The following is a 20,754-nucleotide window of genomic DNA, read 5'->3' as shown; positions in this document are numbered from 1 at the left end:
CGCGCATTCTAGCCGGCGGCGGCGGCCAGGCGGGCGAGCGCCCAGGCGACGTGCTCGCGCACCACCGCATCCTCGTCGTCCGCGCGCGCCTGCAAGGCCGCGCGCGCGGCGGGCGTCGCCGGGCCGTTGCCGAGCGCGACCGCGATGTTGCGCAGCCAGCGCGCGTGGCCGATGCGGTGGATCGGGCTGCCGGCGGTGCGCTCGGAGAACTCCGCCGCGGTCCACGCGAAGAGCTCGGCCAGCCGGGCGTCGTCGAGGCCCTGGCGGGGGGCGAAATCGGGCTCCCGGCCAAGCTGGGCGAAGCGGTTCCACGGGCACACGAGCTGGCAGTCGTCGCAGCCGTAGATGCGGTTGCCGAGCAACGGGCGCAGCTCCTCGGGGATCGCGCCGTGCAGCTCGATGGTGAGGTAGGAGATGCAGCGCCGTGCGTCGAGCCGGTAGGGCGCGACGATGGCGCCGGTGGGGCAGGCGTCGATGCAGGCCGTGCAGCGCCCGCAGTGCGACGCCACCGGCGCGTCCACCGGCAGCGGCAGGTCGGTGAGGATCTCGCCGAGGAAGAACCACGAACCGGCGGTGCGATCGAGCAGCAGGGTGTGCTTGCCGCGCCAGCCCAGGCCCTTGCGACTGGCGTGCTCGACTTCGAGGATGGGCGCCGAGTCGGTGAACACGCGGTACTGGTGCGGCACCTCCGCGCTGATGCGGTCGGCGAGCTTCTGCAGGCGGTTGCGCACCAGCTTGTGGTAGTCGCGGCCGAGCGCGTAGCGCGACACATAGGCGCGCTCGGGGTCGCCGAGCACGTCCATGGCCGGCGCGGCATCCGGCCAGTAGCCCATGCGCACGCTGATCACGCGCACGCTGCCGGGCAGGAGTTCGGCGGCGCGCGCGCGTTTCATGCCGTGGCGCACCATATAATCCATGTCCCCGTGGAAGCCGGCCTCCAGCCAGGCGACCAGGCCGGGTTCGGCGTCGGCGAGATCGACCCCGCCCACGCCGACCGCGTCGAAGCCGAGTTCGCGCCCCCACTGTCTGATCCGCGCAACAAGTGCCGCACCGTCGAGGACGGTCCCGTCGACCGCCGCCCCGTCCGGCGCCGGCAATTTTGTTTCCATTTGTCAGAGGTCCCGATGATCGAGTCGATCCAGACTGCCGATGATAACGGCGCGCGCCTGCAGGCGCATTTGCCCGACGAGGCGGCCACCGTGGCGCTTGGCGGCGCGCTCGCCGGCGTTCTCGCGCCCGGACTGCAGATCTGGCTGCAGGGCAACCTGGGCACCGGCAAGACCACCCTCACCCGCGGCCTGCTGCGCGCGCTCGGCCACGAGGGCAAGGTGAAGAGTCCGACCTACACCTTGATTGAACCTTACGTGGTTTCTAGCTTAAACTTATATCACTTTGATTTTTATCGCTTCACCTCGCCCGACGAATATCTCGACGCGGGGCTGGACGAATACTTCGCCGGTGAGGGCGTCTGCATCGTGGAATGGCCGGACAAGGCCTCGCCCCATCTGCCCTCTCCCGACGTCGAAATCGTCCTGCAGGCCGGTGAATCCGGGCGGGATGTGGCGATCAGCGCAAACACGGAAGCGGGGCGAACATGCGTGATCGGACTGGTGAAAGCTTTGCGGGGCGCGGACCCGGCGCCCGGGACGACCTGAGTCTCGGCCAGACTCCGGGGCTTGCCGCCGCGGCCGAGGCCTTCGCAGCGGGGCGCATCGATCGCCGCGGCCTGCTCAAGTTCGCCGGCGCCTCGCTCGCCATGCTGGTGAGCCCGGTCGGGCTGGCGAGTTCGGCAAGCCTGCTCGCGGTGCGCGTATGGCCCTCGGCCGAATACACCCGCATCACCCTCGAGGGCTCCTCGCGCCTGCGCCACAGCCACATGCTGGTCGAGGACCCGCAGCGCCTGGTGGTCGACCTCGAGGGCGTGCAGCTCGACAGCGTGCTGCAGTCCCTGCCCTCGAAGGTGCTCGACTCCGACCCCTACATCCGCCTGATCCGCGCCGGGCAGAACCGGCCGGGCGTGGTGCGGGTGGTGATCGAGCTCAAGGCGGCGATCAACCCGCAGGTGTTCACGCTCGACCCGGTGGGCAACTACGGCCACCGCCTCGTCCTCGACCTGCACCCGACCGAGGCCCACGATCCGCTGATGGCGCTGATCATGAAGGACTCGCCGATGGACGCCGCGATGGGCGACGCCGGCGGCAACACCGCCGCGGTGGCGCGCGAGGAGCCGCGCGAGCCGGTGCGCCGCGGCAAGCGTAACGAGCCGGCGGTCGATCGCCTGTACACCGTGGTGCTGGACGCCGGCCATGGTGGCGAGGATCCGGGCGCGATCGGTCGTGGCGGCAGCTACGAGAAGGACGTCACGCTGTCGATCGCGCAACGCCTCAAGCGCAAGATCGACGCCATGCCCGGCATGCGCGCGGTGCTCACGCGCGACGGCGACTACTTCGTGCCGCTGCACCAGCGCGTGGCGCGCGCCCGCCGGGTGCGCGCCGATCTCTTCGTGTCGATCCACGCCGACGCCTTCGTTCGCCCCGAGGCCAACGGCAGCTCGGTCTATGTGCTCTCCGAGCGCGGCGCCTCGAGCTCGGCGGCAAGCTGGCTGGCGCAGAAGGAGAACGATGCCGACCTCGTGGGCGGCGTCAACCTCGCCCGCCAGGACGGCCACATCGCCCGCACCCTGCTCGACCTGTCGCAGACCGCCACGATCAACGACAGCTTCAAGCTCGGGCGCGCCATGCTCGGCGAGCTCGGCACCATCAACCGGCTGCACAAGCCCGAGGTGGAACAGGCCGGCTTCGCGGTGCTGCGCGCACCCGACATCCCCTCGGTGCTGGTCGAAACCGCCTTCATCAGCAACCCGCAGGAAGAGCGCCGTCTCAACGACGAGGCCTACCAGGACAAGATGGCGATGGCGCTGATGCGCGGCGTCAAGCGCTATTTCGAGGAGCACGCCCCGAGCGGGCCGACCCGCGTGGCGCGGCTCGACTGAGGGCGAGCGCACCGCCCGCATCCCGAGCAAGTCTGCCCGCAAGGCCCGCAATAGCGGGCTTTGCCGCTATAATCGCGGCTTTTTCAGGCGCTTATGCAGGTTCACCGCGGGATTCCCGAGCAGGCCGACACGGCTGCGGTGCTCACCATCGGCAACTTCGATGGCGTGCATCTCGGCCATCAGGCGCTGCTTTCGCTGCTCACCGACAAGGCCCGTGCGCTCGGCCTGCCGGCGGTGGTGCTCACCTTCGAGCCGCACCCGCGCGAATACTTCAGCCCCGCCGACGCCCCTGCCCGCCTCGCCTCGCTGCGCGAGAAGCTGCTGCTGCTTTCCGCCGCCGGCGTCGACCGCTGCCACGTCTGCCGCTTCGACGCTCGCTTCGCCGCTCAGCCCGCGCAGGCCTTCATCGACGACATCCTGGTGCGCGGCCTCGGCGTGCGCCATCTCTTCATCGGTGACGATTTCCGCTTCGGCGCCCGCCGCCAGGGCAACTTCGCGATGCTGCGCGCGGCCGGCGCCGAGGGCGGCTTCGGGGTCGAGTCCATGCCCACGCTCGCCGTCGCGGGCGAGCGGGTGTCCAGCTCGGCGGTGCGGGCCGCGCTCGCGGAGGGCGACCTCGCCCACGCCGCGCGCCTGCTCGGCCGCCCCTACAGCATCGCCGGTCGCGTCAGCCACGGCGACAAGCTCGGCCGCCAGCTCGGCTTCCCGACCGCGAACATCCAGATGAAGCACCGCCGCCCGGCGCTGGGCGGTGTCTACGTGGTAAGCGTCGAAGGCCTCGCATCCGGCCCGGTGGCCGGCGTCGCCAACATCGGCCTGCGCCCGACCGCGACCGCGAACGGCCGCGCCCGCCTCGAGGTCCACCTCTTCGACTGGACGCAGGACTGCTACGGCGCCCACATCCGCGTACATTTCCTGCATCGCCTGCGCGCCGAGCAAAAATTCCCCTCGCTCGACGCGCTGCGCGCGCAGATCGCCCTCGACAGCCAGACGGCCCGCGACTGGCTGGCCGCGAACCCCCTGCCCGCCTGAAGGCCCGACGAACCCCGCCGATCCCACCGACTTCCGATCCCGCCATGGCCGACTACCGCAAGACGCTCAACCTGCCCGACACCCCCTTCCCGATGCGTGGCGACCTGCCCAGGCGCGAGCCGAACTGGATCGCCGACTGGCAGCAGAAGAAGCTCTACCAGCGCATCCGCAAGGCCAGCGCCGGCCGGCCCAAGTTCGTGCTCCACGACGGCCCGCCCTACGCCAACGGCAGCCTGCACATCGGCCACGCGCTGAACAAGATCCTCAAGGACATCATCGTGCGCTCGAAGACGCTGGCCGGCTTCGACGCGCCCTACGTTCCAGGCTGGGACTGCCACGGCCTGCCGATCGAGCACAAGGTCGAGGTGACGCACGGCAAGAACCTGCCCGCCGACCGCGTGCGTGAGCTGTGCCGCGCCTACGCCGCCGAGCAGATCGAGATCCAGAAGGCCGACTTCATCCGCCTCGGCGTGCTCGGCGACTGGGACAACCCCTACCGCACGATGGACTTCGCCAACGAAGCCAACGAGATCCGCGCGCTCGCCGAGATGACGAAGAACGGCTACGTGTTCAAGGGCCTGAAGCCGGTGAACTGGTGCTTCGACTGCGGCTCGGCGCTGGCCGAGGCCGAGGTGGAATATGCCGACAAGCCCTCGCCGACGATCGATGTCGCGTTCCCGGTATCCGACGCGGACGCCGGCACTCATTTGCGTAAACTCGCCGCCGCATTCGGCCTGGCCAGGCTCGACAAGCCCGCCGCCGCGGTGATCTGGACCACCACCCCGTGGACCATCCCCGCCAACCAGGCGCTCAACGCCCACCCCGAGTTCGACTATGCGCTGGTCGATGTCGGCGATCGTCTGCTCGTGCTCGCCAGGGAACTCGTCGAATCCGCGCTGCAGCGCTTCCAGCTCGCAGGCACCATCATCGCCACCGCCAAGGGCGCGGCGCTCGAACGCATCGAGTTCCGCCACCCCTTCTACGACCGCGTCTCGCCGGTGTATCTCGCCGAATACGTCGGCATCGACGCCGGCACCGGCATCGTGCACTCGTCGCCAGCGCACGGCGTGGACGACTTCAACTCGTGGCACGCGTACGGCCGCAGCAACGACGAGATCCTGTCCCTGGTGACGGGCGGCGGCCAGTACGTGTCCGACCTTCCCTTCTTCGGCGGCATGAACATCTGGAAGGCCAACCCGGCGATCGTCGACAAGCTCGCCGAGGTCGGCGCCCTGCTCTCGCACGGCAAGATCACCCACAGCTACATGCACTGCTGGCGCCACAAGACGCCGCTCGTCTATCGCGCCACCGCGCAGTGGTTCGTCGGCATGGACAGGGTCGCCGCCGACGGCTCCACACTGCGCGAGCGCGCGCTGCGCGCCGTGGAGGCCACCAAGTTCTACCCCGCGTGGGGCCAGGCGCGCCTGCACGCGATGATCGCCAACCGCCCCGACTGGTGCATCTCGCGCCAGCGCAACTGGGGCGTACCGATCCCCTTCTTCCTGCACAAGGAGACCGGCGAGCTGCATCCGCGCACCGTCGAGCTGATGGAGGAGGTCGCGCTGCGCGTGGAGCAGGAGGGCATCGAGGCCTGGTTCAAGCTCGATGCCGCCGAGCTGCTCGGTGCCGAGGCCGCGCAGTACGAGAAGATCAGCGACACGCTCGACGTCTGGTTCGACTCCGGCACCACGCACAAGCACGTGCTGCGCGGCTCGCACAACGACGGCCACCCCGAAGGCCCGCGTGCCGACATGTACCTGGAAGGCTCCGACCAGCACCGCGGCTGGTTCCACTCCTCGCTGCTCACCGGCTGCGCGATCGACGGCCACGCCCCCTACCGCAGCCTGCTCACCCACGGCTTCGCGGTGGACGGGGCCGGCCGCAAGATGAGCAAGTCGCTCGGCAACGTGGTGGTGCCGCAGGAGGTCACCGGCAAGCTCGGCGCCGAGATCCTGCGCCTGTGGGTCGCGTCCACCGACTATTCCGGCGAGCTGTCGATCTCGAAGGAAATCCTCGACCGCGTGGTCGAGGTCTATCGCCGCGTGCGCAACACCCTGCGCTTCCTGCTCGCCAACACCGCCGACTTCGACATCGCCACGGACGCGGTGCCGCTCGAACAGTGGCTGGACATCGACCGCTACGCGCTCGCCTTCACCCGCCAGCTCGCGCAGCAGGCCGAGGCCGACTACGCGAAGATGGAGTTCCATCGCGTCGTGCAGGCGCTGCAGGTGTTCTGCGCCGAGGACCTGGGCGCCTTCTACCTCGACATCCTGAAGGATCGCCTGTACACCACCGCCGCCGGCAGCCTGCCGCGTCGCGCCGCGCAAACCGCGCTGTGGCACATCACGCAGACGCTGCTGAAACTGATGGCGCCGATCCTGTCCTTCACCGCCGAGGAGGCCTGGACGGTGATCCACCCCGGCAAGGACGAGGGTACGCAGGATAGCGTGATGCTGCACACCTTCCACGCCCTTCCCGCGCAGGAAGGCGAAGCCGGGCTGATCGCGCGCTGGGAGACCATCCGCGCCGTGCGTGCAGAAGGCCTCAAGGTCATCGAGGCGCTGCGCACCGAAGGCAAGGTCGGCGCCTCGCTGCAGGCGGAACTGGAGCTCGCGCTCACCGCCGACAAGTTCGCCGCGATGGCCAGCCTGGGCGAGGACCTGCGCTTCGTCACCATGACCTCGGCGGCCACCCTGTCCGAGGTGGCCCGCGCCGAGGACGAGCGCGTCGTCGCCACCCCGAGCGCGGCGCAGAAGTGCGAGCGCTGCTGGCACTACGTCGACACGGTCGGCAGCGACGCCGAGCACCCCACCCTGTGCGGGCGCTGTGCGAGCAACCTGTTCGGCGAAGGCGAAACCCGCGCCCATGCCTGAGGCAGTCCGCACGATGACGACACCTTACCCGACGCCGCACGCGCGCAGTGCGCTGTCTCTGATGCTGCCCTGGCTGATCCTCGCCGTGGTGGTCGGCGTGCTCGACCAGGTCACCAAGCAGATGGTGATGGCGAATCTGCGCCTCGGCGAGCTGATTCCGATCACAGGCTTCTTCGATCTGGTGCTGGTGTTCAACACGGGCGCCGCGTTCAGCTTTCTCGCCGACCACAGCGGCTGGCAACGCTGGTTTTTCACCATACTGGCCTTCGGCATCAGCGCCTGGCTGCTGACGCTGATGCACCACCATCGCCACGAAAAGCTGCTGCCGACCGCCTTCGCCCTGATCATCGGCGGTGCGCTCGGCAACGTCTATGACCGCCTCGTGCATGGCGCGGTGGTCGACTTCCTGCACTTCCACTACGCCGGCTGGAGCTGGCCGGCGTTCAACCTGGCCGACTCGGCCATCACCGTGGGTGTCGCGATGATGCTCTGGGGCCAGTTCTTTGGCCCCAAAGCCGGCGACCCGCCCCGACCGGGAGCACCATCTTGAGCGAAGCGATCCAGGCCAACAGCCTCGTCACCCTGCACTACCGCATCTCGCTGCCGAGCGGCCAGCCGCTGATCAGCACCTTCAACGCCACCCCCGCCACGCTGCAATTGGGCGCCGGCGAAATGCTGCCGGCGATGGAGCGGCTGCTGATCGGCCTGATGCCGGGCACCCACCACATCTTCGAACTGGCGGCAGACGAAGCCTTCGGCCCCTATCGCGACGAGCTGGTCGAGCGCGTCAAGCGCGAACACATGCCCGACGAGGAGATCGAAGCGATGAGCATCATGGAGTTCACCGCACCCGATGGCTCACGCTACTCCGGCCTGGTGCGCGAGATCGACGCGCAGTCGGCGCTGATCGACTTCAACCACCCGCTGGCGGGCAAGGCGATCCGCTTCGAGGTGCAGGTGATCGGAATCTCCTGAGCGCCGCCCGCGACACCCCACAGAGACGAAAGATGAACGACAAGGAAATCCTGCTCGCCAACCCGCGCGGCTTCTGCGCCGGGGTCGAGCGCGCGATCGAGATCGTCGAACGCGCCCTGAAGCGCTACGGCGCGCCGATCTACGTGCGCCACGAGGTCGTGCACAACAAGTTCGTCGTGGACGACCTGCGCGCCAAGGGTGCGATTTTCGTCGACGAACTCGACGAGGTCCCTACCGGCAATACGGTGATCTTCTCGGCCCATGGCGTCTCGCTCGCGGTGCGCGAGGAAGCCGAGCGCCGCGGGCTGCGCGTCTTCGACGCCACCTGCCCGCTGGTGACGAAGGTCCATGTCGAGGTGGCGCGCATGCGCGACCAGGGCAAGGAGATCGTCATGATCGGTCACAAGGGCCACCCCGAGGTCGAGGGCACGATGGGCCAGGTCGACGGCGGCATCCATCTGGTCGAGACCCCGGCCGACGTCGCCGGCCTGCAGGTGGCCGACCCAGAACAGCTCGCCTACGTGACCCAGACCACGCTGTCCGTGGATGACGCGGCCGCGATCGTCGATGCCCTGCGCACCCGCTTCCCCCGGGTCGTCGGCCCGAAGAAGGACGATATCTGCTACGCCACGCAGAACCGCCAGGACGCGGTGAAGTTCATGACCCCGTACGCGGACGTGGTATTCGTGGTCGGGTCGAAGAACAGCTCCAACTCCAACCGCCTGCGCGAGGTCGCCGCGCTGCGCGGCGTGCCCGCCTACCTGATCGACAACGCCGCCGGCATCGACCCCGCCTGGATCGAGGGCAAGCGCCGCATCGGCGTGACCGCGGGGGCCTCGGCGCCCGAGGTGCTGGTGGCCGAGGTGATCGCGCGCCTGGAAGAACTGAGCGGCGGCGCGGTGCGCAACCTCGACGGCGTGCCCGAGCGCGTGACCTTCGCGCTGCCCAAGGAGTTGCAGGACCCGCGCTGAAGCTTCGGAGCAAGGCGGGAGAGAATCGCGCCTTGCGTCGCTTCTGCAAGGCGGCGGTCGAGTCGCGTGTACTTGGCGGTCGAGTCGCGTGTACTTTCCTGTGGGAGCGACGCAAGTCGCGATCGTGGCGCCTTGAATCGGCGCCGCGCGTGATGGAATGCGCGAGCCGCAGGTCGCGCCTCGCTTCTCTCCGCTTCACCCGCCGATGTGCGGCTCCATGATGCGCCGGTAGAACTCGTGGAAATGCTGCATGCCGTCCTCGAAGGGCGACTGGTAGGGGCCGACCTCGTTGCGCCCCTCCTTCAGCAGCGCCCTCCGGCCGCGATCCATGCGCTCGCCGATCTCGTCGTCCTCGATCGCAGTCTCCATGTAGGCGGCCTGCTCGGCCTCGACGAACTCGCGCTCGAACTCGACGATGTCCTCCGGGTAGTAGAACTCCACCACGTTGGTCGTCTTATCCACATCCGTCGGAATCAGCGTGCTCACCACCAGCACGTGCGGGTACCACTCCACCATCACATTCGGGTAGTAGGTGAGCCAGATCGCACCATGCGTCGGCTTCTTCTCGCCGTAGTAGTCGATCACCGCCTTGTGCCACTTGGCGTAGGTCTCCGAGCCCGGCTTGGCGAGCGAGGTGATGCCCACCTTCTGTACCGAATACCAGTCGCCGAACTGCCAGCTCAGGTCCTTGCAGGTCACGAAGTTGCCCAGTCCGGGGTGGAAGGGCACGACGTGATAGTCCTCCAGATAGACCTCGATGAAGGTCTTCCAGTTGTAATTGCAATGGTGGACCTCGACCTTGTCGAGCTTGTAGCCCGAGAAATCGAATTCGCCCGCCACCTGCATCCCGGCAAGGTCGGCGCTCGCCGAGCGCGGGCCCTTGAAAAGCAGGCCATTCCAGCGTTCGAGCTCGTCGCGCCTGAGGCCCAGGCAGGGCTTCTCGGGGAAGTGCGGTGCGCCGAGCAGGTTGCCCTGGCGGTCGTAGGTCCAGCGGTGCACCGGGCAGACCACGAGCTTGGTCGTGCCGCTGCCCTGCAGCATGATCGCCTGGCGGTGGCGGCAGACGTTGGACATCTGGTGCACACCCGCCTCGGTGCGGAACAGCAGCTTGGCGTGGTCGAGCCACTCCAGCGAGCGGTAGTTGCCGACCTCGGGAACCATCAGCTCATGGCCGACGTACCCCGGACCGGCATCGAAGAGGAGTTTCTTCTCCAGTTCGAAAACCTGCTGGTCGAAGTACCACGAGACAGGCAGCTGGGAGGCTGCCTGGGCCAGTCGAGCCTTGGAAGCGATGTCGGACATCCCCGAACCTCCTCTTGCGGACAAGAAATCCGGAAAAATAAAGGGTTTAGTGTAAGACACCCCCCGTTTGACCGCCATACCCGCCTTCGGTTATTTTTCCGCTTTTGCCGCGCCAGATATCGATCCATGCCAAAGTCGGCATCCTCCCCCAAGTCGTTCGAAGCGGCGGTCTCCGAGCTCGAGGCCATTGTCCAGGAAATGGAATCCGGCAATCTGCCGCTCGAGGATGCCCTCGCGCGCTATCAGCGTGGCGTCGGCCTGCTGCGTCACTGCCAGACCACGCTCAGCGACGCCGAGCAGCGCGTGCGCATGCTCGAAGGCGACGGCCTCACCGATTTCCCGACCGAACCGACCCGCGACGGCGACGAGGCAGGCGCATGAACACAGACAGCAAGCTCCCCTCCTTCTCCGAATGGACGGCGCAGATCCAGCAGCGCACCGAGGTCGCGCTCGCCGGCGTGCTGCCCGATGCCGCGATCGCCCCGCATCGCCTGCACGAGGCGATGCGCTACGCGGTGCTCGGCGGTGGCAAGCGCGTGCGTCCGCTGCTCGCGCATGCGGCCGGCGCACTCGCCGGCGCCGCTGCCGAGGACCTCGACCGCATCGCCTGCGCGGTCGAGCTGATCCACGCCTATTCGCTGGTGCACGACGATCTCCCTTGCATGGACGATGACGTGCTGCGTCGCGGCAAGCCTACCGTGCATGTCGAGTTCGACGAGGCCACCGCCCTGCTCGCCGGCGACGCGCTGCAGACGCTGGCCTTCCAGGTGCTCGCCGAGCGTCCGCTCGGCACGGACCCCGCGAACCAGCTCGCGATGCTGAACCAGCTCGCCATCGCGTCAGGCTCGCGCGGCATGGCCGGCGGCCAGGCGATCGACCTCGCCTCGGTGGGCAAGCGGCTGGGGCGCGAAGAGCTCGAGTTCATGCACATCCACAAGACCGGGGCGCTGATCCGCGCCGCGGTGCTGCTCGGCGCGCGTGCCGGCGGCACATTGGGTGCCGACGAGCACGCACGCCTGGACCACTACGCCAAGGTCGTGGGCCTGCTCTTCCAGGTGGTCGACGACCTCCTCGACGCCGAGGCCGACACCGCCACGCTGGGCAAGACCGCGGGCAAGGACGCCGACAACGACAAGCCGACCTACGTGAGCCTGCTCGGCCTGGTCGACGCCCGCCGCCTCGCCGAGGAGATGCTCGACGAGGCGCGCGCCAGCCTGCGCCCCTTCGGCGCGCGTGCGCTGCGCCTGGAGCAGCTCGCGGACTACATCGTGCATCGCGCCTTCTGATCGCGCCTGACTGCGGCCCCCAAGAACAACCCAAAAGCCGGATCCCCCATGGCCCCCTACCCGAACCTGGAACGCGTCGGCTGTCCCGCCGACGTCCGTGCACTCGATCGCCGCGAACTCGGCGCCCTCGCCTCCGAATTGCGCGCCTTCCTGATCGAGTCGGTATCGAAGACCGGCGGCCATCTGTCCTCCAACCTCGGCACCGTCGAGCTGACGATCGCGCTGCACCACGTTTTCAACACCCCTCACGACCGCATCGTGTGGGACGTCGGCCACCAGACCTACGGCCACAAGGTGCTCACCGGCCGCCGCGAGGCGATGACCGGGCTGCGCCACTTCGGCGGCATCTCCGGCTTCCCGCGGCGCTGCGAGAGCGAGTACGACACCTTCGGCACCGCACACTCCTCCACCTCGATCTCGGCTGCGCTCGGCATGGCCGTGGCGGCGCGCGCACGCGGCGAGGACCGCCACGCGATCGCGGTGATCGGCGACGGCGCGATGTCGGCCGGCATGGCCTTCGAGGCCCTCAACAACGCCGGCGACATGGAGAACCTCAACCTGCTGGTGATCCTCAACGACAACGAGATGTCGATTTCGCCACCGGTGGGGGCGCTCACCAAGATCCTCGCCCGCATGATGTCGGGCTCGACCTACAACACCGCGCGCCGGGTCGGCGAGAAGGTGCTCGGCGTCGCCCCGCCGGTGGCCGAGCTCGCGCGCAAGGTCGAGGAGTACGCCAAGGGCATGATCGGCCCGGGCACGCTGTTCGAGGAGTTCGGCTTCCACTACTACGGTCCGATCGACGGCCACGACCTCGACGCACTGATTCCGACCCTGCAGAACCTGCGCAAGCTCAAGGGACCGCAGTTCCTCCACGTGATCACCCGCAAGGGCCAGGGCTACAAGCTCGCCGAGGCCGACCCGGTGCTCTACCACGGGGTGTCGAAGTTCGATCACACCGCCGGCATCCAGACCGGCAAGGGCGGTGGCAAGCTCACCTACACCCAGGTGTTCGGCGACTGGCTGTGCGACATGGCCAAGGCCGATCCGCGCATCGTCGGCATCACCCCGGCGATGCGCGAGGGCTCGGGCCTGGTGCGCTTCGCGCAGGAGTTCCCCGAGCGCTACTTCGACGTCGGCATCGCCGAGCAGCACGCGGTCACCTTCGCCGCCGGGCTGGCCTGCGAGGGCTTCGTGCCGGTGGTGGCGATCTACTCGACCTTCCTTCAGCGCGCCTACGACCAGCTCATCCACGACGTCGCGCTGCAGAACCTGCCGGTCGTGTTCGCGATCGACCGCGGCGGCCTGGTGGGCGCCGACGGCGCGACCCACCATGGCGCCTTCGACCTCTCCTTCCTCAGCTGCGTGCCCAACATGGTGGTGATGGCGCCCTCAGACGAGGACGAATGCCGCCAGATGCTCTACACCGCGGTGCAGCATGCGGGCCCGAGCGCGGTGCGCTATCCGCGTGGCGGCGGCAACGGCACCGCGCCCCGGGCACAGATGCGCGCCCTGCCGATCGGCAAGGGCGAGGTCGTGCGCCGTGGCCGCGGCATCGCCCTGCTCGCCTTCGGCAGCCTGCTCGGAGTGGCGCGCGAGGTCGCCGAGACGCTCGACGCCACGGTGGCCAACATGCGCTTCGTCAAGCCGCTCGACGTCGAGCTGGTGGCCGAACTCGCCACCAGCCACGACCTCATCGTCACCCTCGAGGAGAACGCGGTGATCGGCGGCGCCGGCGCCGAGGTCTCACGGCTCGTCGACGGCCTCGCCACGCGCCCACGCGTGCTGCGCCTGGGCCTGCCCGACCACTTCATCGACCACGGCGACCAAGCACAACTGCTCGCCTCGGTCGGCCTCGATCAGGACGGCATCCTCGCCAGCATCGCACGCGCGACCGGAGCCCCGGAGCGCGCCTAAAGGTTGAGCATTTTTGTCGGGAAAGATAAGATCGCCAGCAAAGTGCAACACGATTGCACTTTGCTGGCGGCTCCGGCACGCCCATTCCCCCGACCACCCGCAGGGAACCTGCCCATGAACACCCCCAACGCAATCGCCATCCCGGACGTGCAGAGCAGCGCCGACAGCCGCCGGATCGCGATCGACAAGGTCGGCATCAAGTCGATCCGCCACCCCATCAAGGTCGCCGACAAGCGCGGCGGCGTGCAGCACACGGTGGCCAGCTTCAACATGTACGTTGGTCTGCCCCACAACTTCAAGGGCACCCACATGTCGCGCTTCATCGAGATCCTCAACGGCCGCGAGCGCGAGATCTCGGTGGAGAACTTCGAGCCCATGCTGCGCACCATGGTCGAGCGCCTCGAGGCCGAGACCGGCCACGTCGAGATGAGCTTCCCCTACTTCATCAACAAGACGGCGCCGGTGTCCGGCGTGCAGAGCCTGATGGACTATGAGGTCTGCTTCATCGGCAGCATCGGCGAGGGCGGCGCCTACGAGTTCACCATGAAGGTCGTGGTGCCGGTGACCAGCCTGTGCCCATGCTCGAAAAAGATCTCCGCGTACGGCGCGCACAACCAGCGCTCTCACGTCACCGTCACCGCGGTGCTCAACGACCACCTGTGGATCGAGGAGATGGTGCAGATGGTCGAGGCCCAGGCCTCGTGCGAGGTCTTCGGCCTGCTCAAGCGCCCCGACGAGAAGTGGGTCACCGAGCGCGCCTACGACAACCCCAAGTTCGTCGAGGACATGGTGCGCGACGTCGCCGGCCAGCTGAACCGCGAGCCGCGCATCGACGCCTACGTGGTCGAGTCCGAGAACTTCGAGTCGATCCACAACCACTCCGCTTACGCGCTGATCGAGCGCGACAAGCGCGGCGGGGCCTGACCCCCGCCCCTTTAGCGGGGCCGTGTCGCGGGTGCGCTCGGGCACGCACGCCCGGCGCCGCGACGCGATGGTCGCAAGCGCGTCGGCGGAGTAAGATAAGCGTTTTCTGAAATAGGAGAACGCATGATGTCCAAGTCCCACGTCCAGATCGTGAGCGATGTCTCCAAGGCGCTCGCCACGCTGCGCAAGGAGATCCCCGAGACCATGCAGGGCTTCGGCGCGATGGCCAAGAGCTCGCTGCAGGACGGCGTGCTGAGCGAGCTGCAGAAGGAACTCATCGCACTCGCGATCGCCGTCACCCAGCGCTGCGACGCCTGCATCGGCTTCCACATCAAGGCGCTGATCCGCCTCGGCGCGACCCGCGAGCAGATCATGGAGACCCTGGGCGTGTGCACCTATATGGGCGGCGGCCCGGCCCTGATGTACGCCGCGGAAGCGGTGCGCGCCTACGAGGAGATGCTGCCGCAGGCCAGGTGAGCGCAGCCCGGGCCCGACCGCGGCCGCCTTGCCCGTCCCGATGCGCCGGGTCGGGGCCGGCGACGGGATCTCTTCACTTTACCCCCCGCAAAAAACTGTTCACTTCCCGGAAAAAAACACTATAATGCCGACCTTCGAGCGGAGAGGTGGCAGAGTGGTCGAATGTACCTGACTCGAAATCAGGCGTAGGTGCAAGCCTACCGTGGGTTCGAATCCCACCCTCTCCGCCAATTTAAACTTGAAGTTGCGGGAACAGTCGTTATAATCCCGGTTCTTCGCAGTGCAGCAAGAAGCGCCCGTAGCTCATCTGGATAGAGTACCTGGCTACGAACCAGGGGGTAGGAGGTTCGAATCCTTCCGGGCGCGCCAAAAAAAGCCTTCCGATTTCGGGCTCTAAACGATTTCGGCAACGCGCCCGTAGCTCATCTGGATAGAGTACCTGGCTACGAACCAGGGGGTAGGAGGTTCGAATCCTTCCGGGCGCGCCAGTTTCGAAAAACGCCGACTCTTCACCGGGTCGGCGTTTTTTTTCGTCCTCCTTTTCCGTCCCTCCTCGTCGCATCGGCGCGCCCCCGCCCGATACCCGAGCGGCCCATCCGGGACCCGCCCGGATGCACCGCGCCGACCGCTCAGGACACGCACACCGCCCCGCCCTGCCGCACCGGCTCGAGGAAGGCGCAGACGAGTTCGATGACCGCGGCCGGACGCTCGCGATGCGGCACGTGGAAGGTGTCCGGCAGGATCGCCACCTGCGCCGGGCCCGCGGAGAGCTCGCCGATCGTCTCGGGGTGCACGCTCGTGCCGTACTCGTCATGCATGCCATGGATGGCCAGCACAGGGCAACGCACCTGCGGCAGCACCGACCTCAGCGACCAGGCCGCGAAGCCGGGATGCAACCAGCTCTCGGTCCACGCATCCAGCACCCAGCGCGCCTTGTCGCCGTGATAGCGCGCCAGGCGCTGCAGCTGCGATTCATCGACGAACTGCTCCTTGGCCTCGGCGATGCTGCTCAGGGTGAGGTCCTCGGGGAAGACCTGGGCCGACTCGGTGATCAGGGCGTCGCAGGCCCCGGCAAATGCAGCCGCGCAATTCACCGCCATGCCGCCGCCGACGCTGTGGCCGAACACCACGAAGCGCTCCAGGCCGAGCTGCTCGCGCACCGCCGGAAAATACGCCTGCGCCTCCTCGGCGATGAAGTCCAGCGCCGGCAGCGCCTCGCGCGCATCCGAGCGGCCGAACCCGAGGCGGTCGTAGGCGATCACCCGGCGCCCGCTCGCGGCGCTCAGCTCCGCCGGGAAGTCGCGCCACAGCTCGACACAGCCGAGCGAGTCGTGGAGCAGCACGATCGGGCTCGCCGGCCGCTCGCCGGCCGCCCCGGACGGGGTCCATTCCCGCGCGAAGATGCGCCCCTGCGGATGATGCACCCACGAGTCGCGGGGCTGGGTTTCGGAAGCTCGGCTTGGGCTCATCGTTTCGTCGTCTCCATGTATTCATTTTCCGCGTGTTCGCGCTCCGGCGAGTTCTGCCGGAGCACCAGGCCATACGATTCCGTATTGAACACGGCGCCACATTCTTTCATCCTTGGGAGATCCGTCAAGTGCGGGCGCAGCATCCGCGGGCAAGCTCGGTTAAGCTGATGCCCTCGCGGTCCTCACCCATTCGTCCATGTCCGACACCCACGCACTGCTCGGCCTGCCAGCCGGCGCGAGCGCGCAACAGATCAAGCGCGCCTTCCGCAAGCTCGCCATGCGATGGCATCCCGATCGCAATCCCGACCCCGCCGCCGCCGATCAGTTCAGGCGGCTGCGCGATGCGCACGACCGCCTGCTCGCCGCCCTGCTCGAAGGCAAGGAGAAGGCACACGAGGACGCGGCTGCCACCCAGCCTCCGCCGCAGCGCGGCGCGGACCGCTGGCAGACACTGGAGATCAGCATCGAGGAGAGCTTCACCGGGGCGCGGCGGACGGTCGAGGTCGAGCGCCGCAGCCCCTGCGTGCTGTGCGGCGGCAGCGGCATCGAGAAGCTCAGCGTGAGCCGCCTATGCACACCCTGCCGAGGCTCGGGCCGCTTGCACGGACCTGCGGGGCTGGAGCGCTGCCCGGGCTGCGAGGGGCGGGGCTATCGCAACACGGGACCGTGTGGCGGCTGTGGCGGCAGCGGGGAACAAATGCAGACTCGTCATCTCGAGGTACTCATTCCACCCGGGGTGGTGGACGACGACGAACTGCGTCTCGCCGGCGAGGGCGAAGCGCACCCCGAGCCGCGCCATCGCGCTGGCGACCTGCACCTGCAGATCCGCCTCACCAGTCATCCGCTGTTTCGCCGCGAGGGCCGCGACCTGGTGCTGCGCCGCCCGGTCAGCGCGCTGCGCCTGCTGATCGGCGGGACCCTGCGCGTGCCCCACCCGACGGGCGTGCGCAGCATCGAACTCGAGCCCGGCCTCGCCCATCCGCGCAGCCTGCGCGTACCCGGCGCCGGCTTTCCGGCGCACGGCCGGCGCGCACGTGGCGACCTCGTCGTGGAGTTCGAGCCCGAACTCCCCCACGCGCCCGAACGCTCGCTGCACGGCCTGATCGACGAACTCGACCGCGCGCTCGCCGCGCGCGCCGAGCACCACTTCCCCGAGCTCGCGCGCTGGGAGTCGGTGTGGCTGGACGAGCACTGAGCGCGGGCGCAAGCGGCGGAGCGGGACGGCATCGCACACGGCACGGCCCCGCCAGGACGCGGCTGGCGCGGGCCGCAAGGTCGGACCCGCGCCAACCGCCGATCGCCGCTCAGAGCGGCGCTTCGATGCGCTCGATGCCACCCATGTAGGGCACCAGCGCCCGCGGGATCACGATCGAACCGTCGGCCTGCTGGTGGTTCTCCAGCACCGCAACCAGGGTGCGCCCCACCGCCAGACCGGACCCGTTGAGCGTGTGCACCAGCTCGTTCTTGCCCTGCGCGTTCTTGAAGCGGGCCTGCATGCGACGCGCCTGGAAGGACTCGCAGTTCGAGCAGCTGGAGATCTCGCGGTATGTGTTCTGCGCCGGCAGCCACACCTCGAGATCGTAGGTCTTCGCAGCCGAGAAGCCCATGTCGCCGGTGCACAGCGTGATCACCCGGTAGGGCAGCTCGAGCTTCTGCAGGATGGCCTCGGCGTGGCCGACCATCTGTTCGAGCGCCTCCTTGCTCTTCGCCGGCTCGACGATCTGCACCATCTCGACCTTGTCGAACTGGTGCTGGCGGATCATGCCGCGCACGTCGCGCCCGCCGCTGCCCGCCTCGGAGCGGAAGCAGGGGCTATGCGCGGTAAGACGGATCGGCAGGCTCTCGAGCGCGAGCACCTCCTCGCGCACGCTGTTGGTGAGCGTGATCTCTGCGGTCGGGATCAGGTACTGCTCGAGGCCCTCCTCGTCGCCGCCGCGCAGCACCCAGAACAGATCCTCCTTGAACTTGGGCAGCTGACCGGTGCCGTAGAGCGCCGAGCCATTGACGATGTAGGGCGTGTAGCACTCGGTGTAGCCGTGCTCGCGGGTGTGGGTGTCGAGCATGAACTGCGCGAGCGCGCGATGCAGGCGCGCCACCGGACCGCGCAGGAAGGCGAAGCGCGAGCCCGACAGCTTGGCGCCGGTCTCGAAGTCGAGGCCGAGCGGAGCGCCGAGGTCCACGTGGTCGCGCACCTCGAAGTCGTAGGCGCGCGGCGTACCCCAGCGCCGCACCTCGACGTTGCCGGTCTCGTCTGCGCCCGCCGGAACATCATCCTGCGGCAGGTTCGGCAGGGTGGCCAGGAAGGCGTTGATGCGCTCGAGCAGCATCGGCAGGGCCTGCTCGCAGGCCTTGAGCCCGTCGCCGAGCTGGGCGACCTCGGCCATCACCGCGGAGGCGTCCTCGCCCTTGCCCTTGAGCATGCCGATCTGCTTGGACAGCGCGTTGCGGCGGGCCTGCAGTTCCTGGGTGCGGGTCTGCAACTGCTTGCGCTCGTCCTCGAGGGCCTGGAAGGCGGCGGTGTCGAGCTGCATCCCGCGCGTGGCGAGGCGTGCGGCGACGTGGTCGAGCTGGGTGCGGAGAAGCTGGATATCGAGCATCGGAAACGTTCCTGAAAAGCGATCGGCAAAAGTTGATGCGGATTCTCGGAAAACCGTCGCAGGCGACTGATTACATGGCGGGGTTGCGCGACAAGACCTCGCGCTTCGCAAAATCGGCTTTCTTAATCAACGACTTGGTTCTGGTTCTGAATTTCTATCGAACTTGTAAAAGCGGATCGGTCCACTATCCTTGAGTTGACAACAAAGCCGCATCAGACGGCCCGGACCTGGAGGAAACGGCATGCTATCCATTCGCGACTGCCTGGACTACTGCGATCTCACCGACGAGGAGGTGTTGTTGATTGCCGAGCATGAGGACATCCCGGATGCCGCCGCCGCGCAGCTTTGCTGCGGGCTCGTGCAGACGCCGGAGGGCGTGCTGGCACTCACGCACTACATGCGCGAACTCATCGAGCGTGCCAATGCATGCGGGGACGTGCGCAAGGCCAAACTGGCGGCTTCCGTCTGCGAGCGTTTCATGAAGGATCATCCCCTCCCCCACTGATTCTCTCCTCGCCCGGCGTACCTTTGCTCGCCGGGACTTCGCGCGAGGCGCCGCCCGCAGATGGCGACGGCCTCGCGTATTGTTTTCCGCCCTCCGCCGCCTTGCGGTCGAGTTCACGCAGCCAAGCGAGCTTCTGGCCGATCTTGCCTTCGAGGCCGCGCGGAGTGGGTTGGTACCACCCGGGCGACTGCATTCCCTCGGGGAAATAATTCTCGCCCGCTGCATAGGCCTCGGGCTCGTCGTGCGCGTAGCGGTAGGCCTTGCCGTAGTCGAGCGCCTTCATCAGCTTGGTCGGCGCGTTGCGCAGGTGCAGCGGCACCGGACGCGAGCCGTCGTGGGCGACAAAGGCGCGCGCGGCCTTGTAGGCCTTGTAGGCGGCGTTGGACTTGGCCGCGCAGGCCATGAAGATCGTCGCCTGGGCGAGCGCGAGTTCGCCCTCGGGAGAACCGAGGCGCTCGTAGGTGTGGCAGGCATTGAGCGCGATCTCGAGCGCACGCGGATCGGCCAGGCCGATGTCCTCCACCGCCATGCGGATCAGCCGCCGGCCGAGGTAGAGCGGATCGGCGCCGCCGTCGAGCATGCGGCACAGCCAGTACAGCGAGGCATCCGGATCCGAGCCGCGCACCGACTTGTGCAGGGCGGAAATCTGGTCGTAGAAGGCCTCTCCGCCCTTGTCGAAGCGGCGCAGGTTGCGCGACAGGGCCTGGTCGACGAAGGTGGCGCTCACCGGATCGACCTTGGCGGTCTCGGCGGCAACCTGGACCTGTTCGATCAGGTTCATCAGCCTGCGCGCGTCGCCGTCGGCAAAGCCGATCAGGCGCTCGCGCGCATCCTCGTCGAAGCCGAGCGTCGGGCAGGCGATCGCGTGCGCGCGCTCGAACAGGCGCAGCATGGCATCGTGGTCGAGCGACTCCAGCACATACACCGCGGCGCGCGACAGCAGCGCGGAGTTGACCTCGAACGAAGGGTTCTCGGTGGTGGCGCCGATGAAGGTCACCAGGCCCTGCTCGACGTAGGGCAGGAAAGCGTCCTGCTGCGCCTTGTTGAAGCGGTGCACCTCGTCGACGAAGAGGATGGTGTGGCGACCGCGCGCCTTGGCGGCCTGGGCCTGCTGGATCGCCTCGCGGATCTCCTTGACCCCGGAGAACACCGCGGACAGGGCGACGAACTCGGCGTCGAAGCCGCGCGCCATCAGCCGTGCGAGCGTGGTCTTGCCGACGCCGGGCGGGCCCCACAGAATCATCGAGTGCGGCCGGCGCGACTCGAAGGCCAGTCGCAGCGGCTTGCCCGGTCCCAACAGGTGTGACTGGCCGGCGACCTCGTCGAGGGTGTGCGGCCGCATGCGCTCAGCGAGCGGCACCTGCGGCGGCTCGAGGGCGTCGAACAGGTCGGTCATGCGGAGCCCCCTTGCAGACGGCCCATGGACTCGGGGAT

Annotated in this window: 19 protein-coding genes and 3 tRNA genes; 17 read left to right on the top strand and 5 right to left on the bottom strand. The window is 68.2% G+C overall.

All coding sequences use genetic code 11. The features are described from left to right. Nucleotides 1-8: 8 nt before the first annotated feature. Nucleotides 9-1,109: a tRNA epoxyqueuosine(34) reductase QueG gene (gene queG / locus PO78_RS16750; RefSeq protein WP_043745322.1), complete on the bottom strand. Its 1,101-nt coding sequence runs from the start codon at nt 1,107-1,109 to the stop codon at nt 9-11. Nucleotides 1,110-1,124: 15 nt separating this feature from the next. Here queG and tsaE point away from each other — a divergent pair, with 15 nt between their 5' ends. From tsaE to ispH, 7 genes are all read left to right on the top strand, one after another. Next, nucleotides 1,125-1,655, top strand: a complete 531-nt coding sequence (gene tsaE, locus PO78_RS16745; RefSeq protein ID WP_004310094.1) for a tRNA (adenosine(37)-N6)-threonylcarbamoyltransferase complex ATPase subunit type 1 TsaE — start codon at nt 1,125-1,127, stop codon at nt 1,653-1,655. Further along, nucleotides 1,595-2,992, top strand: a complete 1,398-nt coding sequence (locus PO78_RS16740; RefSeq protein ID WP_043745319.1) for an N-acetylmuramoyl-L-alanine amidase — start codon at nt 1,595-1,597, stop codon at nt 2,990-2,992. Before tsaE ends, PO78_RS16740 begins: the two co-directional genes overlap by 61 nt. 93 nt (nt 2,993-3,085) lie before the next feature. Continuing rightward, nucleotides 3,086-4,024 (top strand): bifunctional riboflavin kinase/FAD synthetase, encoded by a 939-nt coding sequence (locus PO78_RS16735; protein ID WP_004310090.1) that lies wholly within the window; start codon nt 3,086-3,088, stop codon nt 4,022-4,024. A gap of 44 nt (nt 4,025-4,068) precedes the next feature. After that, complete coding sequence (ileS, locus tag PO78_RS16730) at nt 4,069-6,897, top strand: isoleucine--tRNA ligase (protein WP_004310088.1); 2,829 nt, start codon at nt 4,069-4,071, stop codon at nt 6,895-6,897. Between the two features lie 61 nt (nt 6,898-6,958). Further along, complete coding sequence (lspA, locus tag PO78_RS16725; RefSeq protein WP_082047841.1) at nt 6,959-7,447, top strand: signal peptidase II; 489 nt, start codon at nt 6,959-6,961, stop codon at nt 7,445-7,447. After that, on the top strand, nt 7,444-7,872 hold the full coding sequence (locus PO78_RS16720) for an FKBP-type peptidyl-prolyl cis-trans isomerase (RefSeq protein ID WP_004310084.1): 429 nt from the start codon (nt 7,444-7,446) through the stop codon (nt 7,870-7,872). Before lspA ends, PO78_RS16720 begins: the two co-directional genes overlap by 4 nt. Nucleotides 7,873-7,904: 32 nt before the next feature. Beyond that, nucleotides 7,905-8,843, top strand: a complete 939-nt coding sequence (ispH, locus tag PO78_RS16715; RefSeq protein WP_004310083.1) for a 4-hydroxy-3-methylbut-2-enyl diphosphate reductase — start codon at nt 7,905-7,907, stop codon at nt 8,841-8,843. A 195-nt stretch (nt 8,844-9,038) separates the two neighbouring features. Here the strand turns inward: ispH and PO78_RS16710 are convergent, their stop codons facing one another. After that, on the bottom strand, nt 9,039-10,145 hold the full coding sequence (locus tag PO78_RS16710; protein WP_004310081.1) for an aromatic ring-hydroxylating oxygenase subunit alpha: 1,107 nt from the start codon (nt 10,143-10,145) through the stop codon (nt 9,039-9,041). 126 nt (nt 10,146-10,271) lie between these two features. On the opposite strand from PO78_RS16710, the gene PO78_RS16705 reads away from it, so the two are divergent. From PO78_RS16705 to PO78_RS16670, 8 genes are all read left to right on the top strand, one after another. Next, complete coding sequence (locus PO78_RS16705) at nt 10,272-10,526, top strand: exodeoxyribonuclease VII small subunit (RefSeq protein WP_004310079.1); 255 nt, start codon at nt 10,272-10,274, stop codon at nt 10,524-10,526. Next, nucleotides 10,523-11,431 (top strand): polyprenyl synthetase family protein, encoded by a 909-nt coding sequence (locus PO78_RS16700; protein WP_004310077.1) that lies wholly within the window; start codon nt 10,523-10,525, stop codon nt 11,429-11,431. Before PO78_RS16705 ends, PO78_RS16700 begins: the two co-directional genes overlap by 4 nt. Before the next feature lie 48 nt (nt 11,432-11,479). Next, nucleotides 11,480-13,348: a 1-deoxy-D-xylulose-5-phosphate synthase gene (gene dxs / locus PO78_RS16695; RefSeq protein ID WP_004310074.1), complete on the top strand. Its 1,869-nt coding sequence runs from the start codon at nt 11,480-11,482 to the stop codon at nt 13,346-13,348. A gap of 114 nt (nt 13,349-13,462) precedes the next feature. Further along, the gene (folE2, locus tag PO78_RS16690; protein WP_004310072.1) at nt 13,463-14,272 is read left to right on the top strand and encodes a GTP cyclohydrolase FolE2; all 810 of its coding nucleotides are present in this window, start codon (nt 13,463-13,465) and stop codon (nt 14,270-14,272) included. 126 nt (nt 14,273-14,398) lie between these two features. Continuing rightward, nucleotides 14,399-14,749, top strand: coding sequence for a carboxymuconolactone decarboxylase family protein (locus tag PO78_RS16685; RefSeq protein ID WP_187283041.1), 351 nt, complete (start codon nt 14,399-14,401; stop codon nt 14,747-14,749). 140 nt (nt 14,750-14,889) lie between these two features. Next, nucleotides 14,890-14,979 (top strand) — tRNA-Ser (locus PO78_RS16680). A 62-nt stretch (nt 14,980-15,041) separates the two neighbouring features. After that, nucleotides 15,042-15,118 (top strand) — tRNA-Arg (locus PO78_RS16675). 42 nt (nt 15,119-15,160) lie between these two features. After that, nucleotides 15,161-15,237: transfer RNA gene (locus PO78_RS16670), tRNA-Arg, on the top strand. Between the two features lie 141 nt (nt 15,238-15,378). Here the strand turns inward: PO78_RS16670 and PO78_RS16665 are convergent. Further along, entirely contained in the window at nt 15,379-16,218 is an 840-nt protein-coding gene (locus PO78_RS16665) for an alpha/beta fold hydrolase (RefSeq protein WP_012585182.1), read from the bottom strand. A gap of 196 nt (nt 16,219-16,414) precedes the next feature. Between PO78_RS16665 and PO78_RS16660 the strand changes: the two genes are divergently transcribed. Continuing rightward, a complete protein-coding gene (locus PO78_RS16660; RefSeq protein ID WP_043745311.1) occupies nt 16,415-17,413 on the top strand; it encodes a DnaJ C-terminal domain-containing protein in 999 nt (332 codons plus the stop codon). 109 nt (nt 17,414-17,522) lie between these two features. Here the strand turns inward: PO78_RS16660 and serS are convergent, their stop codons facing one another. Next, nucleotides 17,523-18,815, bottom strand: a complete 1,293-nt coding sequence (gene serS, locus PO78_RS16655) for a serine--tRNA ligase (protein ID WP_004310064.1) — start codon at nt 18,813-18,815, stop codon at nt 17,523-17,525. A gap of 241 nt (nt 18,816-19,056) precedes the next feature. On the opposite strand from serS, the gene PO78_RS16650 reads away from it, so the two are divergent. Next, nucleotides 19,057-19,320, top strand: coding sequence for a hypothetical protein (locus PO78_RS16650; protein ID WP_004310062.1), 264 nt, complete (start codon nt 19,057-19,059; stop codon nt 19,318-19,320). On the opposite strand, the gene PO78_RS16645 is transcribed toward PO78_RS16650, so the two are convergent. Beyond that, complete coding sequence (locus tag PO78_RS16645) at nt 19,292-20,716, bottom strand: replication-associated recombination protein A (protein ID WP_004310060.1); 1,425 nt, start codon at nt 20,714-20,716, stop codon at nt 19,292-19,294. The genes PO78_RS16650 and PO78_RS16645 overlap by 29 nt on opposite strands. Nucleotides 20,717-20,754: the final 38 nt, after the last annotated feature.

The sequence above is a fragment of the Thauera sp. SWB20 genome, assembly GCF_000831325.1.
GTDB lineage: Bacteria > Pseudomonadota > Gammaproteobacteria > Burkholderiales > Rhodocyclaceae > Thauera > Thauera aminoaromatica.
Note: the sequence above shows the minus strand (reverse complement) of the source record. Positions and strands in the feature narration are given on the sequence as shown.

Coding starts and splice junctions, on each gene's coding strand:
- queG (WP_043745322.1), bottom strand. CDS start 1,109: ATGGAAACAAAATTGCCGGCGCCGGACGGGGCGGCGGTCGACGGGACC.
- tsaE (WP_004310094.1), top strand. CDS start 1,125: ATGATCGAGTCGATCCAGACTGCCGATGATAACGGCGCGCGCCTGCAG.
- PO78_RS16740 (WP_043745319.1), top strand. CDS start 1,595: ATGCGTGATCGGACTGGTGAAAGCTTTGCGGGGCGCGGACCCGGCGCC.
- PO78_RS16735 (WP_004310090.1), top strand. CDS start 3,086: ATGCAGGTTCACCGCGGGATTCCCGAGCAGGCCGACACGGCTGCGGTG.
- ileS (WP_004310088.1), top strand. CDS start 4,069: ATGGCCGACTACCGCAAGACGCTCAACCTGCCCGACACCCCCTTCCCG.
- lspA (WP_082047841.1), top strand. CDS start 6,959: ATGCTGCCCTGGCTGATCCTCGCCGTGGTGGTCGGCGTGCTCGACCAG.
- ispH (WP_004310083.1), top strand. CDS start 7,905: ATGAACGACAAGGAAATCCTGCTCGCCAACCCGCGCGGCTTCTGCGCC.
- PO78_RS16710 (WP_004310081.1), bottom strand. CDS start 10,145: ATGTCCGACATCGCTTCCAAGGCTCGACTGGCCCAGGCAGCCTCCCAG.
- PO78_RS16705 (WP_004310079.1), top strand. CDS start 10,272: ATGCCAAAGTCGGCATCCTCCCCCAAGTCGTTCGAAGCGGCGGTCTCC.
- PO78_RS16700 (WP_004310077.1), top strand. CDS start 10,523: ATGAACACAGACAGCAAGCTCCCCTCCTTCTCCGAATGGACGGCGCAG.
- dxs (WP_004310074.1), top strand. CDS start 11,480: ATGGCCCCCTACCCGAACCTGGAACGCGTCGGCTGTCCCGCCGACGTC.
- folE2 (WP_004310072.1), top strand. CDS start 13,463: ATGAACACCCCCAACGCAATCGCCATCCCGGACGTGCAGAGCAGCGCC.
- PO78_RS16685 (WP_187283041.1), top strand. CDS start 14,399: ATGTCCAAGTCCCACGTCCAGATCGTGAGCGATGTCTCCAAGGCGCTC.
- PO78_RS16665 (WP_012585182.1), bottom strand. CDS start 16,218: ATGAGCCCAAGCCGAGCTTCCGAAACCCAGCCCCGCGACTCGTGGGTG.
- PO78_RS16660 (WP_043745311.1), top strand. CDS start 16,415: ATGTCCGACACCCACGCACTGCTCGGCCTGCCAGCCGGCGCGAGCGCG.
- serS (WP_004310064.1), bottom strand. CDS start 18,815: ATGCTCGATATCCAGCTTCTCCGCACCCAGCTCGACCACGTCGCCGCA.
- PO78_RS16650 (WP_004310062.1), top strand. CDS start 19,057: ATGCTATCCATTCGCGACTGCCTGGACTACTGCGATCTCACCGACGAG.
- PO78_RS16645 (WP_004310060.1), bottom strand. CDS start 20,716: ATGACCGACCTGTTCGACGCCCTCGAGCCGCCGCAGGTGCCGCTCGCT.